This window comes from Pseudomonas donghuensis, assembly GCF_000696345.2.
Taxonomy (GTDB): Bacteria; Pseudomonadota; Gammaproteobacteria; order Pseudomonadales; family Pseudomonadaceae; genus Aquipseudomonas; species Aquipseudomonas donghuensis.
The window spans coordinates 2,336,705-2,353,517 of sequence record NZ_CP071706.1 but is presented as its reverse complement, the minus strand read 5'-3'; the positions used below and the strand labels follow the sequence as shown (position 1 = coordinate 2,353,517).

The following is a 16,813-nucleotide window of genomic DNA, read 5'->3' as shown; positions in this document are numbered from 1 at the left end:
AGCTCCCACAATTGATCTGCACACACCGAACCTGTGGGAGCTGGACTTGCCAGCGATCGAGCGCGAAGCGGTCGTAATCCAGCCAACATGGCCTCATCGCGGCTCAAGCCCGCTCCCACAGTGGAGCTGTGTCCGCTGGACCAGTGGCGGCCAAGACAAAGGCAGGTTGCTCGTCTCAGTGTTGCAGCGACTCAAGGGTCAAGCCAGCCAGGTAGGCCACCTTCGGGTCAGCATCTTTGAGGCATTCCTGCAGCGCGGCCAGGGCCGCTGCTAGCTTGCGCTTGCCCAGGCGCCGGTTGTTCAGCACACAGGCGGCATGGCGGCGAATGGCGACATGCTCAGACGTCAGGCCGCGCACGGCTTCGTCAATATCGCTGGTGTCGATGGTGCAGTAACTGGAGCCCGGCTTGATCGTCTCCTCAGCTTCCGTTGCGCACTGCGGATAGCGCTGCAGCAGGGTTTCGAGGGGACGGTAATCCAGTACCAGCCGCTGCGCGCCCTGATCACGAAAAGCCCTGAGGCTGGCGCAACAGCCAGCCACCGAAAGGTTAGCCAGTTGCGCATCAGCCGCCTGCGCCAGCAACCAGTCAAAATCGCCCAGGTAACCCAGGGCGCTGGCACTCCAGCGACGCGTGCTCGGGTCTTTGCCGTTGACCACTTGCAGGCGCAACGCGTCGATTGCCGCCGCCTCGGCGACCCCGGCCAGGCCGAGGATCATCGCCGCCCGCCATCGCTGCGGGCCGTTTTGCAAAGTGTGCACCAGCGCAGCCGTTGCGCTGCGGCCACGGCCAATCAGCCAGCGGCTGGCCTCCTCACCATCAATAGCCTGGGGGCGGGAGAGGCAGTTCAGGTAGTAGCTGACCTGCTGGTCTTCTGCGAGCGTAGCGACACGACGGCGCTCCTGTTCGGTGGCGTCCTGCTCGGGGAAATGATGCACAAACTGGCGTGGCGAAAGGCTTTTGGCCGCCAGCTCCGGCCCGCCGTATTCATCATGGAAAAACACAATGAAGTCCTTGGCTACCCGTGGGTCTCTGGCGTAAATGCGGTTCAAGGCCTTGGCGGCGCGCGCCACAGTCCTCAAAAAGCGCTGTTCGGCGGCTTGCCAGGCATCAGGCCCGGCACGGTTGGCATAGGCCTGCAGCGGCTCATCCAAGGCATTGAGGGCAGCGTTGCCGTAATCCTCCAGCAACCAGTCCCAACGCCAGTCCGCCGGGTTCCACTGCACACCCCAGAAACCTTGCTGTTTGCGCCGGGGATGATCCTCATCCAGTGCCGCCAGGCTGTTGGCGGCAAACGATGGCAGGTCGATGACCCGTTCCTCTTCACGGTAGCTGGCATGAAAGGCGGCGCCGTAAAGGGGGGCGACCCCGTCGGCAAGCAACGCCTCGAGCGTTGCCCGAGCCGAGTCGACCAGGCTGTTTTCCAGCGCTTTCCAGTCCATGTTTGTGCCCCCCTCCCTGCGAGAAAAAACAAAAGCCCGACCGAAGTCAGGCTTGAAGGCGAGCAACTTGGCCCAGGTGTGGGTGCCTGTCAACTTCACGGTTGCTAGCGGCGACCAGCACAAGGCCTTAACGACGGCTTAACCGGCCAGGTTTTATCCTGAGCGTCCTCCCTTCAGAACGTTTGGCCCACTTCGGTGGGCCTTTTTTGTTGCTGCAAATTACAACGCTGGCGCGGAAACAAAATCCCGGAAACACAGTCTGAGTTATTACCTTCCCTACCGCCCTGCGGATCAAGGACCCTCAGTGCTGAAACAGCTGACGCAAATCGCCGTGATCGCCAGCGTACTGGCCGCCTCCGGTTGCTACTACCACGATTACGACCGCGACGATTACCGCCGTGGCGACCGTGACCACCGCTACTCCCGCGACTGGGATGATCGCGACGGTTACGAGCATCGCAGCTACAAACGCTACCGCGATGACGACCGCTACCGAAACTACGACCATGACCGCCGTCGCGACCGTGACGACGACGATGATGACGATTGATCTGCCCTGTTTCACCCCTAACTCCCGAATTACCTGAGGCTAAAAACATGCGTATTTCATTACCTGCATTGACGCTGGGTATCCTGCTCTCCCAGGGCGCCATGGCCGCCGGGGATGGTACTGCCGCCATCGGCGGTGGCCTGGGCGGGGCGCTGGGTAACGTGGTCGGTCAGCAGATCGGCGGCAGCACGGGCGCGGCCATTGGTGCCGGCGTCGGTGGCGCGGCCGGTAGCGCAGTGGGCGCGCGCAAGGGCAACCGCACCGAGGCCGCGATTGGCGGCGGCCTGGGCTCGGCCGGTGGCTCGGTGATTGGCAACCAGCTGGGCGGGCGAACCGGCTCGACCATCGGTGCCGGCCTGGGCGGCGCGGCCGGTGGCGCCCTGGGCAACAACATTGCCGATGACGACCGGCACAGTTCCGGTGGGCATAAACACAAGCACAAGCGTAAGTACAAACACCACTGAGTAAAAAGGCCCGCACATTGCGGGCCTTTTTACTCAGCAGCGGCTGTTTACTGTGGGATTCATCCCAATAACGCCCGAGGCCACCCCAGAATCTGCTTCTGCCGCGGCGTCGCATAGGTGCGCACCTTGGACGTACTCAACTTCAAGCGCACCAGGGATTCTGCCAACGCCACCGCCGCCGTCACCCCATCCACTACCGGCACCCCGGTGCGCGCCTGAATCCGTTCCTCCAGCCCGACCATGCCACCGCAGCCCAGGCAAATCACCTCGGCCTTGTCGACCGTGACCGCCTGCTCGGCTTCACGCACCACCGACTCGATCGCCCGCTCCGGGTCTTCCTCCAGCTCCAGCACCGCCAGGCCACTGGCGCGCACCGAGGCGCAGCGGCTGTCCAGCCCGGCCAGCTTCAGGCGGTCTTCGATCAGCGGCACGGTGCGGTCCAGGGTGGTGACCACCGAGTACCGATGGCCCAGCAACATGGCGACGCTGGCCGCCGCCTCGGTGATGTCCACCACTGGCACATTGAGCAGCTCCTGCAGGCCTTCGCGGCCGTGCTCGCCGTACCCGGCCTGGATTACCGCATCGAACGGCTGGTCATAGCTGAGTACCCGTTCCATCACCGCCACCGCAGCCAGGTAGCTTTCAAAATTGCCCTCCACCGATTCTGCGCCAAAACGCGGGGTCAGGCCGACGATCTCGGTGCCGGGCGAAGCCACGCTGCGCGCCTGGCGGGCAATGGCGTCGGTGATCGATACCGTGGTGTTGACGTTGACGACCAAAATTCTCATTGCGGTATTCCTTGTGCAGAACTCAGTGCTGGGCGCTGTCGACGGCAAAGTGCTCGCCGGAACAGTCCACGTAGTGTTTGTTGCGATCAGAGATCAGGTAGTACACGCCGCCGGCGATGGCGGCGCCGAAGAACCAGGAGAACGGCGTCAGGGCACTGAAGGCCGGCACCAGTGACAGCACCACGGCGGCGATGGCCGAGGGCACCAGGGCGGCCACCGCCTTGTAGTTGACCCCGCGGGTGTAGTGATAGGTGCCGCTGGCCGCTTCGCTGTACAGGTCAGGCACATGCACCTGGGCTTTGCGGATCAGCCAGTAGTCTACCATGATGATCCCGTACAGCGGCCCCAGCAGCGCGCCCAGGCCGGAGAGGAAGTAGACGATCACCAGCGGGCTGTTGTAGAGGTTCCAGGGCAGGATCAGCACCGCCAGGGTGGCGCTGATCAGCCCGGCGCGGCGAAAGTTCAGGCGGCTGGGCGCCAGGCTCGAGAGCACGAACGCAGGCGCAACGAAGTTGGCCATGATGTTCACCGCCACGGTGACGATCAGAAACGCCAGGCAACCGAGGACCAGGAAGGTCTTGTCGGGAATCGCGGCAACGATCTGGGTCGGGCTGTCGATCACCCGGCCATCGATGCTGAACTGCGCCCCGGCCAACACAAAGCTGATCACCGCAAACACCAGGATGTTCACCGGCAGGCCCCAGAAGTTGCCGACGCGGATGGTCTTGCGGCACGGCGCCGAGCGGGCGAAGTCGCAGAAGTTGAGGATCAGCGTGCCGTAGATCGCCAGCCACAGCGCGCCACCGGCAAACACCTGGGTCCACATGGCCCAACCGCTCAGCGGCTCACCGACCGACCAGGCCAGTTGGCCGTCGACCCGCAGGTACATCCAGATCGCCAGGATCAGCACGGTGGAAAGAATCACCGGCCCGGCGAAAGATTCGTACTTGCGCACCATCTCCATGCCGAAGGTGAGGATCACCAGCTGCACCAGCCAGATGGCGATAAAACTCGCCCAGCCGAGGCTGGACAGGCCGAGGATCGTGTCATGGTCGAAGCGTGCGAGGTCGGGCGACACCGCCACCAGCAGCACCCGCAACACCACCGAGGCCAGGTAGGTCTGGATGCCGAACCAGGCAATGGCGATCACCGCACGGATGATCGCTGGCAGCTGCGCGCCATAAATGCCGAAGCTCATGCGGCTGATCACCGGGAACGGTACCCCGGTTTTCTGCCCCATGTACCCCGAGAGGTTCATGAAGAAGTACACCAGCACGGCACCGATGCTCAGTGCTGCGAGCATCTGCCAGCCGGACAGGCCGAGGGCGAACAGGCCCATGGCGAAGGAATAGTTGGCGATGTTGTGCACATCGTTGGTCCACAAGGCAAAGATGCTGTAACCGCCCCAGCGCCGGCCTTCGACCTTGGTCGGCGCAAGGTCGGCGTTATGCAGCTTGGGGCTAAGCCCCCCCTGCTCGACCGATGCGGCCTGCGGCGGCAGGTAGGAGGTTTGCAGCGGGTTGGAAGTATCCGATTGCATGTTCCCCGGGCTCCTTCTGCAGCCCCTGAATGAGGGTACCGCAGCGAATTATTGTTGGATTTGAAGAGTGGGACCGCAGTGTTGGCGCTGCCCTGCGCCGATGCATACAAAGATTGAATACAATTTTTGTATTACGATTATCGATGAACAATTTGTGTGCCAGATGGCAGGCAGCGGAAAATCCTCCGGCGTCGTAAAAGGCCAATATCTCGTTGATTTTTATCTGATAAATATTTTTTTATGAGCTGCTGAACGGCTGATTAAACTGACCAAACGGTCAAACGCTAGAGGTAGAAAACTGAGAAATCAGGTAACGGGCCAGTGAATATGTACCCACTCAACAGCTACTTAAGTACACACATGAATATAAATATGTACCCAATCACCTGTGGGAGCTGGCTTGCCAGCGATGAGGCCAGTCCAGCCAGCACATAAGGTGGCGCCTGAATTGCGACCGCTTCGCGCTCGATCGCTGGCAAGTCCAGCTCCCACAGGTTCATCTGCTACACAGTGGTGCACAGCAGCCCACATTTGCGGCATGCTTATAAGGTCAAGGCATATCGGAGCTGGTAATGACGGAAAAACACCCCGCATCGACGGTAGAGCGCGTCTACCAAGGGGTTCACGAGGCCATCAGAAAGCGCACCCTGCGCCCCGGCATGAAGCTGGGCGAGTCGTCGTTGGCCGAGCTGTTCAAGGTCAGCCGCACCTCGGTGCGCGCAGCGCTCAAGCAACTGGAAGCCGACGGCCTGGTGTCCACCGAACTGAACAAAGGCGCCTGGGTATCACTGCCCAGCGACGATGACATCCGTTCGGTGTTCGAAACCCGCCGGCTGATCGAGATCGGCATTGTCACCGAGCTGTGCCGACGCGCCGACCCCGAGATCCTCGCGCCGCTGCACCAGCACGTTGCCGAAGAAGAAGCCGCCGCCGACGCCGGCGACCATGGGCGCTACGTCCACCTGCTCGGCGAGTTCCACCTGCGCCTGGCCGAAGTGCTCGACAACCCGGTGCTGCTCGATTGGTTCCGCAAGCTGATCGAGCGCGGCTCGCTGTACGCCTCGACCCTGGATGACGAGCGCCATGAAGCCTGTCGCGGCAACGAACACCTGCGCCTGCTGAGCCTCATCGAAGCCGGTGATCAGGCTGCGGCCATCGAGCTGGTGTGCACCCATTTGCGCGGTATCGAAGAGGCGATTCTCAAGGCCACGCAAACGCTCAAGGCCGACTATCACCCGCTCAAGCACCTGCTGGGCTGAGGCAGCGCCAGGCCCGGGGTTCGCATTCAGAAATCCACTGCAACCGATTCCAATATTTAATTTGTGGATAGGTACGGTCTTTCTATAGGGTGTGAATCAGTAGTAGGCAAAGGGCTGTGAAATGATCGATCGTGTATTCGTCAACGCTGTTGCTGCCGATGGCAGCCCGCTCAACCTCGCGGTTGCCGACGGGCGCATTGTCAGCTTGGGCAGCGAACGTCCGGCCAGCGCAGGTGCCGAAGTCATCGACCTGGCAGGCCACCTGGTGCTGCCAGGTCTGGTTGACGGTCACATCCATCTGGACAAGAGCTTTGTCGGCGACCGCTGGCACCCGCATCAACCGGCCGCCAGCCTGCGTGAACGCCTGGCCATCGAAAAGCGTGAACTGGCCAGTGCCCCGCCGATGCTCGAACGGGCCGAGGCGCTGATCCGCCAGGCGGTGTCGTTCGGCACCGTGGCCATGCGCAGCCATGTCGACGTCGACGCCACCACCGGCCTGCGCAACCTGCAGGCGGTGCTGGAGGCGCGGGAGAAATGGCGCGGCATCGTCGACATCGAGCTGGTGGCGTTTCCGCAAGCCGGAGTGATGTCCTGCCCCGGCACTGCCGAAGTGCTCGATGCGGCGATCCGTGAGGGCGCCGACGTGATCGGCGGTATCGACCCCACTACCCTCGACGGCGACGCCGACGGTCAGCTCGATGTGGTCTTCGGCATTGCCGAGCGCCATGCTGTAAAGATTGATATCCACCTGCACGAGCCCGGCCTGCAAGGTATCGAACAACTGCAACGGATCGCCGCCCGTACCCGTGCCGCCGGCCTCAATGGCCGCGTCGCGGTCAGCCATGCCTATGCCCTGGGCCAGGTCGACGACGAGGTAGTGGCGCGCACCGCCGCCACTCTTGCCGAAGCCGGAGTGGCGATCATGACCAATGCCCCGGGCGATCATGGCTTCCCGCCGATCCTGCGCCTGCGCGCCGCCGGGGTGAACGTGTTCGCCGGCAACGACAACATCCGCGATGCCTGGTGGCCCTACGGCAACGCCGACATGCTCCAGCGCGCCATGCTGATCGGCTACCGCTCGGGCTTCTACAGCGATGAAGAATTGAATGTAGCCCTGAGCATGGCCACCACGGCCGGTGCAGCAGTGCTGGGCAAAAGCGACTACGGTCTGAAGGTCGGCAACGAGGCGACTTTTATCGTGCTCAAGGCTGACAACGGCGCCGCCGCGGTCGCCGCCGCACCGGCCGAGCGGCGCCTGGTGCGCCGCGGCCAGCTGCTGCCGGCAGCGCCGACGCTGCAGTTCGAGGTGCGCGCCCGCTAAACAAACACATTTCTGCCGGCTTGCGCCGCAGAGAAAGACAATCGCCCACGGGCGATGCAACACAAAACCCCAGAACAACAACGACAGAAGGTGTTCCATGTCGAAGTCCAATTACTACGCTCCCCACGGCGGCCATCCGGCGCAGACCGAACTGCTGACCGACCGTGCCATGTTCACCGAGGCCTACGCGGTCATCCCCAAAGGCGTGATGCGTGACATCGTCACCAGCCACCTGCCGTTCTGGGACAAGATGCGCATGTGGGTCATCGCCCGCCCGCTGACCGGTTTCTCGGAAACCTTCTCGCAGTACATCGTCGAAGTGGCACCAGAAGGCGGCAGCGAGCGTCCTGAACTGGACAAGAATGCCGAAGCGGTGCTGTTCGTGGTCGAAGGCGAAATCGACATCACCCTGCAAGGCAAGCCGTACACCCTCAAAGAAGGCGGCTACGCCTTCATTCCGCCAGCGGCCGAGTGGAGCCTGCGCAACAACAGCGCCAAGAACGTCACCTTCCACTGGATCCGCAAGCACTACCAGGTGGTTGAAGGCCTGGCCCTGCCGGAAGCCTTCGTCACCAACGAAAAAGACATCGCACCGATCCCGATGCCGGGCACCGATGGCGCCTGGGTCACCACCCGTTTCGTCGACATGGCCGACATGCGTCACGACATGCACGTCAACATCGTCACCTTCCAGCCGGGCGGCGTGATTCCGTTCGCTGAAACCCACGTCATGGAACACGGCCTGTACGTGCTCGAAGGTAAAGCCGTTTACCGCCTGAACCAGGACTGGGTCGAGGTGGAAGCCGGCGACTTCATGTGGCTGCGCGCCTTCTGCCCGCAGGCTTGCTACTCCGGCGGCCCGGGCCCGTTCCGCTACCTGCTGTACAAAGATGTAAACCGTCACATGAACCTGGTGCTCAACCCACAGCGCTAAGGTTCACGGTTGCATGAAAAATCCCGCAGGCCACACGGCCTGCGGGATTTTTTGTTTATGGCGTCGGTGAATCAGCTGGCCGGCTTCCAGGCGCCCTGCTCTGCTGCCTCGCGGAATTTCGCCCGGTTGGCCGGAGTATCGGCGGGCTCCGACTCGCCAAAAATCGCCTTGAGCCAATGGCCGTCGGTGGGGTTGGGGAAGATGATGTACTGGCCGCCGAACTTGCTGCGGCTGGCGTCCACCAGCTGCGCACGCTGGTCGACCTTGTCGACATAGAAGCTGCGCTCGAAATCGTTGAGGTTGTCACCGAGCATCAGCAGCACGTTGTACTGCTCGGCGATCTTGTGCTGGGCCGGCTCCTTGTTCGAGCTTTCGCGCAGGATGGTCACGTGGGCTTCGTCGGCGTACGGTACCTTGAGCGCGCGCAGGTTGTTGAGCGCGTACTCGTAGGTCTTGTCGCCCTGGTCGCGGCTCGAAACGTAGAAGATCTCCACCCCGCGGGACTTGGCGTAGTCAAGAAACTCCAGCGCCCCCGGGGTCAGGGTCGGGCCATTGGCGGCGACCCAGCGGTCCCACACCGCGTCATCGAAGAACTCTTTGTCCTGGCCGATCAGAAAGCCCCAGTAGGTGTTGCTGCTGAGGATGGTGTCGTCGATATCGCTAATGATCGCAGGCTTCTTGTCGCCGGGCTTCTGCTTGGCCAGGGCCTGGTCCAGGCGCGCCTTGGCGACGTTGAAACCCTGGTAGTACAGCGCGCGGAATTCCGCCGCGGTCTGGCGCCAGGCCACCGCATCGACCAGCAGGTTGGAGCGCACAGCGGCGTCGGGGTTGGCGGTCTGCGCATGGACCAGGGGCGTGGCCAGCAACAGCAAGGCCAGGGAGATCGCGTTCTTGAGCTGAGGCATTCGGGGCGTTCCTTGTGATCTCCCGCTCTTGGATGGCGGGAGTGGGCTACTCATACCGCACACCGGCAGGGGCCACAATCGCCACGACGCGCGGGCGCAACAATGTGGCGCACCCGCACATCTTGGCTGGCTTCAAGGGCGGCCGGAGCGCGCAGTTCGTCACAGACCTGACGCCAGCGCGCTGCTGGCAAAGTAGTAGGTGCTCGGCTAGCATGCCGCTGAAAACCGGTGCTGACCGGTTGACCACACGGCCTTGAGCGGAAAGCGACACCCTTGCTGTTGAGCATCCCGACCCTGTTGCTGGTGGCCATTTTCATTTTCACCCTGATGGGCCTGCTGACCCTGCACGCCTGGAGCCGTGGCGTACGCGAGCAGACCCTCGGCTACCTGGGCGGCATGCTGCTGCTCGCGGCCTGCGGCGTGACCCTGATCAGCCTGCGCGGCATGGCCCCCGACTTTATTGCCCTGGTGCTGGGCAACGTTATCCTGCTGCTGGGCGCGGCACTGAACTGGACCGCCATGCGCGTGTTTACCGGCCGCCCGCCGCACCTGCCGGGGATGCTGGCCGGCGCGGCGGCCTGGTTACTGTGGGGGCTGATGCCGGGTTTCTACACCGACCTCGGCTTGCGGGTGACGGTGTACTCGATGCTCGTGGCGGCGTATGGCAGCTTGTCGATCATTGAGTTGTGGCGCAGCCGCCGGCAGTTCGAAGTCGCCTACCTGCCGGCGCTGATGCTGATGCTGGTGCACACCGGTTTCTACTGCGTGCGCAGCGTTGCCGACCACGGCGTGTCGCTGGATCAGGCAATCGCCAGCAATGGCCACGGCACCGGCTTCTTCTCGTTCATGCTGTTCGAATCGATGCTCTATGCCATCGGCATCGCCTATGTGACCCTGGCCATGGTGCGCGAGCGCACGGAGCTCAAATTCAAGGCCGCCGCCTACGCCGACCCGCTGACCGGCGTCGGCAACCGCCGGGCGTTCATGTCCTGCGGCGAAAAGCTGTTGGCCGACTGTGCCCGCCGTGGCGAACCGGTGAGCTTGCTGCTGTGCGACCTGGATCACTTCAAGCGCCTCAACGATACCCACGGCCACCAGACCGGCGATCAGGCCCTGATCGCCTTCGCCCAAGTCACCAGCAACAGCGTGTGCCAGGAGGATGTCTTCGCCCGTATCGGTGGTGAAGAGTTCGCTTGCCTGCTGGCCAATACCGACGCACAGACGGCACGGCAGGTGGCGCAACGCATCTGTGACAGCTTCTACGCTGTGCCGATGCTCGAACCCGGTTTTCTCAGCGTCAGCATCGGCATCGTCGGCGCCAGCGGCCCTGGCGAGCACGACCTTTCGCGCTTGCTGTCCAAGGCCGACAACGCCCTGTATGCCGCCAAGCGCCAGGGCCGTAATCGCGTGCATCTGTACCAGCCCTCTAGATGGCAGCCAACCGGGCATCCTGCAGATACGCTTTAAAGGGGTCGATCGACGCCGTCCCTACTCGCTCGCCAGGGTGCGCGCCAGCTCCGCGGCCAGCTCCTTGACCATGGCGTCTGCGGTCGGCCGATGAATGATCGCCACCTCCATGGCATCGATCGACGGTAGGCCATGCTCTGAGGTCAGCTGCAAATGCTCGGCGGTAACCGCCCGCAGCGGCAGCAGGCTGATGCCCATGCCGTTGGCCACCGCCGCCTGCAGGCCACTGAGGCTGGAGCTGGTGAAGCTGATGCGCCAGCGGCGGCCCATGCGCTCGATGGCGCCGATCATGTCGTCGCGGTACAGGCCGCGCGGCGGGAAGGTCACCAGCGGCACCGGGTCCTGGTCGAAGGCCGGGTTCTTGACGCTGTCGATCCACTGCAGCTTCTCCGGCCAGCAGGCCACCGCCTCACGGCTGTTGCGCCGCTGCTTGAGCAAAATCAGGTCGAGCTCGCCGTTGTCGTAGCTGGCGCTGAGGTCGCGGCACAGGCCGCTGGTGACCTCCAGCTTGACCTGCGGGTGCTTGCGGTTGAAGGTCGAGAGCAAATGGGTGGTGCGCCCGGCGGCAAAGTCTTCCGGCACGCCCAGGCGCACGGTCACCGCCACCGTGGCGCCAGACATCGCCTCGAGCATTTCATCGTTGTAGGCCAGCATCTGCCGGGCGTAACCGAGCAGCGTCTGCCCGGCGTCAGTGGGCAGCACGTCGCGGTTGCCGCGCTCGAGCAGCTTGTGCCCGACCATCTCCTCCAGCCGGCGGACCTTCTGACTGACCGTCGACTGGGTCGAGTGCAGGCGCGCCGCCGCCGTGGTGAAACTGCCGCAGTCGCTGACCATGACCACCGCGCGCAACAGGTCGAGGTCGAACAGCGGCCTATTCGATTTTTCACTGACAGACATGCTTTTATTTAACTTCTAAATAAGGAGCCCGACTTTTAACATGGCCCGACCCTGCGAGCAATCGCCCACCAGGAGGTACTGCCATGCTCCTTGAACGCCTGTCCACTCACCTTGCCGTGGTGTTTGCCATGCTCACATCGCTGACCGCCAATGCCGATGGCGGCACCCTCGAAAGCCAGCTGCGCAGCGCGGCCGAAAATGGCCAGGCAGCACAGGTACGCAGCCTGCTCGACCAGGGCGCCAAGCTCGAAGCCCGCGACAAAATGGGCCGTACCCCGCTGCTGCTGGCCACCCACAACAACCAGGTCGAAGCCGCCCGGGTGCTGATCGACGCCGGCGCCGACGTCAACGCCAAGGATTCCATCGAAGACAGCCCCTACCTGTACGCCGGCGCCCGCGGCCACAACGACATCCTCAAACTGACCCTGGCCCACGGCGCCGACCTGAGCAGCACCAACCGCTACGGCGGCACCGCGCTGATACCGGCGGCCGAACGCGGCCATGTCGAGACCGTGCGCCTGCTGATTGCCGCAGGCGTCGCCGTCGATCACGTCAACAAACTGCACTGGACCGCCCTGCTCGAGGCCATCATCCTCGGCGACGGCGGCCAGCGGCATGTCGACATCGTGCGGGAGCTGATCAAGGCCGAGGCTGATGTGAACCTTGCCGATGGTGACGGCATAACCCCACTGCAGCACGCGCGGCAACGGGGCTACAAAGAGATACAGGTGCTGTTGGAACGGGCCGGCGCCCGCGCCTAGCTGCTTTCCAGCAAACGATCGAGCAACCACAACCCCGCCGGCCCCGGCGGGGTCAGCTTCGACCAGGCCACATCCACCGCGATCGGCCGTGGCCAGCCGCGCAGTTTCAGCTCGGTGAGCTGGCCATGGCCGTACTGCTTGACCAGGCCGTGCGGCAACTCGGCCCAGCCAAAGCCCTCCTCGGTCATCTCCAGCAGCATCAGATAATCCGGCGCCGACCACACCCGCCCCTGGGGTTTGTTCACACTGTCGGTGTAGGTGTTCAAGTACAACTGACGATGCCCGGCCAGATGCGCCTGGGTCGGCTGCTCAAGCTGCGCCAGCGGGTGATTGCTGGCCACGAAAATCCCCATCTGCGCCTGCGCCGCCAGCCGCGTGGCGGCCACATCCGGCGGGTAGCCGGGTTGCGCGGCGAGCATGCCCAAATGTGCGCGGCCGCTCTGCAGCAGGTTCAGCACATCACCCGCCTCGGCGATCATGCATTCCAGCTCGATGTCCTGGTAGCGCTGCTCGAACAGCTGCATCACCCGGTTGTCCGGGTTGAGCTGGTGCATGTCGGAAAACACGATCGTCAGCCGCGGCTCGACCTTGTCCGCCAAGCGGATGCTCAGTTGGTCCAGGCGCTCGCTGGCGGCGAGGATCTCCTGCACATGGCCGAGTACCTTGCGCCCGGCTTCGGTCAGCACGGGTTGGCGGGCCTGGCGGTCGAACAGGGTGACGCCGAGGTCGGCTTCGAGGTTGGCGATTGCGGCGCTGATGGTGGATTGGCTTTTGCGTAGCTTGCGGGCGGCGGCGGAGAAGGAGCCCAGGGCGGCGGCTTCGACGAAGGCTTGGAGGGCTTCTGGAGAGTAGCGCATTGGGGGTATCGGTTTTATCGATGCAGGGAGCCACATTGTAGCGGGAAAAGCGATTTCAATACCGCGCTGGCGAAGCGTGCCCTGCCTGCATAACCCGCCACACCCGCGCAGCCGCCGCTAATTGAGGGTAAACAGGTCCCCTTCCACACTCCGGTCACCGTGTTTACGACGCTGCGCGGCAGCGTCGTAGACGATCAGCAAAAGCTCCCTGCTCTCCTCACCCGATTTGAACAAGCACATGCCCTCTGCATGATCGTCGCCTTTGCCGAACGGCACCTCCAGCACCGTCTCCAATTGATCGGCAAACACCACCTGCTCTTCATCGGCTGCGAAGCCGCCGCGCCAACGGAACACCGTGACCGGGCCGTCCAGGTCCATGGTCGGCCCCGCCAGAATCAGCAGGTCGTCGCCCCTGCTGCACAGGTCTCGCCCCCCCAGGCCGTTGAGCGCGAAGAAGTGCTTGCGGTAGCGGCGCCCACCCGGGCCGATCTTCTTGAGCACCAAGGTGTCGGTCGAGTCGCCATCGAGTTCGGGTTCAATCTCCAGCAGCACGGTCCAGCCGCGCAGCACCGGCCCCCGCAACCCCAACAACAGGCGCGAGCCGATGACGGCCAACCCTTCGATGTCGAAACCGTTGTCTTTGCCCGGGATGCGCAGAAAGTCGCGTAGCTGATCGTCCCTGGCAATTTCCGCGGTCAGGTCGTTGCCGAGCGCATTGCCATGCAACTGCGCCGCCGTACGTCCATCGCCATTCACCTTTGCGGCGAGCACATAGCTGCCGTTCTGCTGCACCACAGGGAGGCGCGCCAACAGAAAGCGATTGCCGTCTGCCTCTACGGTCGACAGGCGCTTGATGTTCTTCAGCGCAGACTTGTCGGCGTCCGCCTTCTTGCGCTTGAGGCTATGGGAGCCGACGATCCAGAGATACCCCCCGTCAGGGGCATAGGCCAGGCCCTCGATGTCGATCTCGGCTTCTGGATCGGGTATGGGCAGGTGCAGGTATTTCATGAGCGGGAAGGAGTGGTGCTCATCGCACGTCACGGCCTCACCGGGTGCTGCGGGCTGGATCGTCAGGCGTTCCAGGCTGGTGGTTTCGTCGTTGGCCAGCCACAGCGTGCCGCCGATCTGCAGGGCAACCGAAAGGCCATCGCGCAACGACGCAAATGCCGGATCAAAGCACAGCATCACGGTATTGGCTGGCTTGCTCATGGGGCTCTCCTGCGTTGAGGGGGTTACGCGAAGATGTGTATAGGCTAGTGGCTGTTTGTTAACAATCAAGGTTATTGGTAGGGGTCTAACTCTGCGGCAATTCTTGTTGTGGGGGCTGGGCGTGGGGCGTTTTCGTGCGTGCCGGGTTCCTTGGTCGCTGGCGTGGTTACCCGCGTGCAGCTGCCACCCCGTCGGGTAGAGTGGCCAAAAAACGACATAGCGTGAAGGGCTGCAATCGGCCAGTAGCGGACGTTCGTGAACCGAACAAAAGCCGCTTTTTGTAGGGTGCGCGGTGTGTTCATTAGGCCTTGAGGCTCGGTGCCTCGGTGCGTACGAGCAAAGCAGTTGTGGAGATTACGTGTTCGGCGGAAGCCGAAGAAGGCGCTAGCGGAAAGCGCCGCTGAAATGCCAATAGGCTGGCAGAAAAGTCGCCTGAACGAATTGCTGTTTTCGTAGTTCACTCGGTTGGGGGAATACCTCGAAACCAGGATGGGTGGTTTTCAGCAAGTGCTTGGCCTTTTCCAGACGCAGGGTCTGCAAGCAGGTTCCACCATGCCGAACACGTGGTCAGGAGACGCTGGAAGGTTTCGTGCGGGAGTAAAGTCTAGTCAAAACGTCCGCACAGCAGGCCTCTAGGATCTCGTCGGCTAGTGTTGAATCATCCGGACAAGCACGCGACAACATGAGTGCACCGACCACTTGGGCAATCACCACAATGCGTTGGGCACGTAACTCGCTTTCGGCCGAGTCCGCTTCGCCAGCTTTGCTCGCCAGCGTCGCCAGCATGCTTTCGAGGCCAGACGCAAACGCCGCTTTGATCTGCTCGGGCTGGCGTCCCGCGTCGGCAGACAGCGCTGCCATCGTACAGCCGTCACCCCGCGCGTCGCGATGTTCCCTGGACAGGTAGTACTTCACGAACCCCAGCCCATCCATCTCGTCCGCTCTGGCGGCGCCTTGTGCGAAACCACAGGTGGCCGCCTCCGCTAGCAGCTCGGCTTTGGACGCAAAGTGCTTGTAAAACCCGCCGTGGGTGAAGCCTGCGGCGGCCATCAAATCGGCGATACCCACGCCGTCGTAACCCCGTTCGCGAAACAGCACCGACGCCGTCTGGACAATGTGCGCGCGGTTTGCCTGCACCTGCGCTTTGCTGACTTTCATCTGCAGGACTCCTCTGGTTCGGCCATCAGAAATACCGGCATCATACATTGATGTTGATCATCATCAAAACTCTTGACAGTAAAGATGACGATCAACATCATAAATGGACTTTTAGTGAAACCGATCCGGCGCAGGTAACCTCATGACTGACAAAACCCTTTTCGAACCCTACACCCTTGGGCCGCTCACGCTCCCGAACCGTATCGTGATGGCGCCGCTGACGCGCAATCGTGCCGGTGCCGGTCTGGTTCCCAGTGAGCATGCCGCTACCTACTACAGTCAGCGCGCCTCGGCGGGCTTGCTGATTACCGAAGCCACGCAGGTCTCGGCGCAGGCTCAGGGCTACCAAGACACACCCGGTCTCTACACGCAGGCGCAGATCGACGGTTGGCGAAAAGTAACCGATGCCGTTCACGACAAGGGCGGGCGGATTTTTGTACAGCTGTGGCACGTCGGCCGTGTTTCCCACGTCGATCTGCAGCCCAATGGCGAAGCGCCAGTTGCCCCCTCGGCCATCCGCGCCGCGACCAAGACCTTCGTTAACAACGGTTTTGCCGATGTCTCCGAACCACGCGCACTGGCGCTGGATGAGCTGGCCGGCATCGTCGACGATTTCCGCCAGGCTGCGGCCAACGCTATTGCGGCTGGGTTCGATGGCGTTGAGGTGCATGGTGCCAACGGCTACCTGCTCGAGCAGTTCATCAAAGACGGCGCCAACGTGCGTACCGATGCCTATGGCGGCTCTATCGAAAACCGCGCCCGCCTCTTGCTGGAGGTCACTGCCGCAGTCGCCAAGGAGATCGGTGCCGACCGCATGGGCGTACGTATTTCTCCCGTCTCGCCGGCCAACGGTATTTCCTGCAGTGCTCCACAGCCGCAGTACGACTACATCGTCGACCAACTCAGCGCGTTGGGCATCGTCTATCTACACGTGGTGGAAGGCGCCACCGGCGGTCCCCGTGATGTCGCACCGTTCGACTTTGATGCGCTACGCAGCCGCTTCCAGAACACCTACCTGGCCAACAACGGTTATGACCTCGACTTGGCCAACACCCACCTGAACGCGGGCAAGGCCGATCTGTTTGCCTTTGGCCGCCCCTTCATCAGCAACCCGGATCTGGTCGAACGACTGGAGCAACGCGCGCCCCTGAACGCGCTGGATCCCACCACCCTGTATGGCGGCGGCGCCAAGGGCTACATCGATTATCCGACCCTCGAAATTTCCAGCGCCAATTAACCACCTGCTCATGCTGCGTGCGGCG

At 62.8% G+C, this 16,813-nt stretch carries 16 protein-coding genes; 8 read left to right on the top strand and 8 right to left on the bottom strand.

Annotation, left to right across the window (positions count from 1 at the left end; translation table 11 throughout):
- Positions 1-175 precede the first annotated feature (175 nt).
- Complete coding sequence (locus BV82_RS10885) at positions 176-1,441, bottom strand: DUF4303 domain-containing protein (RefSeq protein WP_036994686.1); 1,266 nt, start codon at positions 1,439-1,441, stop codon at positions 176-178.
- Positions 1,442-1,745: 304 nt separating this feature from the next.
- Here BV82_RS10885 and BV82_RS10880 point away from each other — a divergent pair, with 304 nt between their 5' ends.
- Together BV82_RS10880 and BV82_RS10875 are read left to right on the top strand one after the other, a co-directional pair.
- Positions 1,746-1,991 (top strand): hypothetical protein, encoded by a 246-nt coding sequence (locus BV82_RS10880; RefSeq protein ID WP_010225335.1) that lies wholly within the window; start codon positions 1,746-1,748, stop codon positions 1,989-1,991.
- A gap of 47 nt (positions 1,992-2,038) precedes the next feature.
- Positions 2,039-2,455 (top strand): glycine zipper domain-containing protein, encoded by a 417-nt coding sequence (locus tag BV82_RS10875; RefSeq protein WP_026001438.1) that lies wholly within the window; start codon positions 2,039-2,041, stop codon positions 2,453-2,455.
- 59 nt (positions 2,456-2,514) lie between these two features.
- Here BV82_RS10875 and BV82_RS10870 read toward each other — a convergent pair whose 3' ends face one another.
- Positions 2,515-3,243, bottom strand: coding sequence for an aspartate/glutamate racemase family protein (locus tag BV82_RS10870; protein WP_010225337.1), 729 nt, complete (start codon positions 3,241-3,243; stop codon positions 2,515-2,517).
- A 22-nt stretch (positions 3,244-3,265) separates the two neighbouring features.
- Positions 3,266-4,783 (bottom strand): NCS1 family nucleobase:cation symporter-1, encoded by a 1,518-nt coding sequence (locus BV82_RS10865; RefSeq protein ID WP_036994684.1) that lies wholly within the window; start codon positions 4,781-4,783, stop codon positions 3,266-3,268.
- Positions 4,784-5,355: 572 nt separating this feature from the next.
- Between BV82_RS10865 and BV82_RS10860 the strand changes: the two genes are divergently transcribed.
- The 3 genes from BV82_RS10860 to BV82_RS10850 all read left to right on the top strand — a co-directional run bounded on the left by BV82_RS10860 (position 5,356) and on the right by BV82_RS10850 (position 8,297).
- Complete coding sequence (locus tag BV82_RS10860) at positions 5,356-6,042, top strand: GntR family transcriptional regulator (RefSeq protein WP_026001439.1); 687 nt, start codon at positions 5,356-5,358, stop codon at positions 6,040-6,042.
- Between the two features lie 121 nt (positions 6,043-6,163).
- Entirely contained in the window at positions 6,164-7,363 is a 1,200-nt protein-coding gene (locus BV82_RS10855; protein ID WP_100782265.1) for an amidohydrolase family protein, read from the top strand.
- A 97-nt stretch (positions 7,364-7,460) separates the two neighbouring features.
- On the top strand, positions 7,461-8,297 hold the full coding sequence (locus tag BV82_RS10850) for a bifunctional allantoicase/(S)-ureidoglycine aminohydrolase (RefSeq protein ID WP_010225345.1): 837 nt from the start codon (positions 7,461-7,463) through the stop codon (positions 8,295-8,297).
- A gap of 71 nt (positions 8,298-8,368) precedes the next feature.
- Here the strand turns inward: BV82_RS10850 and BV82_RS10845 are convergent, their stop codons facing one another.
- Positions 8,369-9,202: a 5'-nucleotidase, lipoprotein e(P4) family gene (locus BV82_RS10845; protein ID WP_010225348.1), complete on the bottom strand. Its 834-nt coding sequence runs from the start codon at positions 9,200-9,202 to the stop codon at positions 8,369-8,371.
- Between the two features lie 273 nt (positions 9,203-9,475).
- Here BV82_RS10845 and BV82_RS10840 point away from each other — a divergent pair, with 273 nt between their 5' ends.
- Entirely contained in the window at positions 9,476-10,669 is a 1,194-nt protein-coding gene (locus BV82_RS10840) for a GGDEF domain-containing protein (protein WP_051636741.1), read from the top strand.
- Between the two features lie 21 nt (positions 10,670-10,690).
- Here the strand turns inward: BV82_RS10840 and BV82_RS10835 are convergent, their stop codons facing one another.
- Entirely contained in the window at positions 10,691-11,566 is an 876-nt protein-coding gene (locus BV82_RS10835; RefSeq protein ID WP_010225354.1) for a LysR substrate-binding domain-containing protein, read from the bottom strand.
- A 128-nt stretch (positions 11,567-11,694) separates the two neighbouring features.
- Here BV82_RS10835 and BV82_RS10830 point away from each other — a divergent pair, with 128 nt between their 5' ends.
- A complete protein-coding gene (locus BV82_RS10830) occupies positions 11,695-12,327 on the top strand; it encodes an ankyrin repeat domain-containing protein (RefSeq protein ID WP_420831750.1) in 633 nt (210 codons plus the stop codon).
- Here BV82_RS10830 and BV82_RS10825 read toward each other — a convergent pair.
- From BV82_RS10825 to BV82_RS10815, 3 genes are all read right to left on the bottom strand, one after another.
- Complete coding sequence (locus BV82_RS10825) at positions 12,324-13,184, bottom strand: LysR family transcriptional regulator (protein WP_036994680.1); 861 nt, start codon at positions 13,182-13,184, stop codon at positions 12,324-12,326. The two genes, BV82_RS10830 and BV82_RS10825, sit on opposite strands and share 4 nt — an antisense overlap.
- A 117-nt stretch (positions 13,185-13,301) precedes the next feature.
- Positions 13,302-14,393 (bottom strand): DUF3616 domain-containing protein, encoded by a 1,092-nt coding sequence (locus tag BV82_RS10820; RefSeq protein ID WP_036994678.1) that lies wholly within the window; start codon positions 14,391-14,393, stop codon positions 13,302-13,304.
- A gap of 567 nt (positions 14,394-14,960) precedes the next feature.
- Positions 14,961-15,551 (bottom strand): TetR/AcrR family transcriptional regulator, encoded by a 591-nt coding sequence (locus BV82_RS10815; RefSeq protein ID WP_010225362.1) that lies wholly within the window; start codon positions 15,549-15,551, stop codon positions 14,961-14,963.
- A gap of 142 nt (positions 15,552-15,693) precedes the next feature.
- On the opposite strand from BV82_RS10815, the gene BV82_RS10810 reads away from it, so the two are divergent.
- Positions 15,694-16,788: an alkene reductase gene (locus BV82_RS10810; RefSeq protein WP_010225364.1), complete on the top strand. Its 1,095-nt coding sequence runs from the start codon at positions 15,694-15,696 to the stop codon at positions 16,786-16,788.
- Positions 16,789-16,813 lie beyond the last annotated feature (25 nt).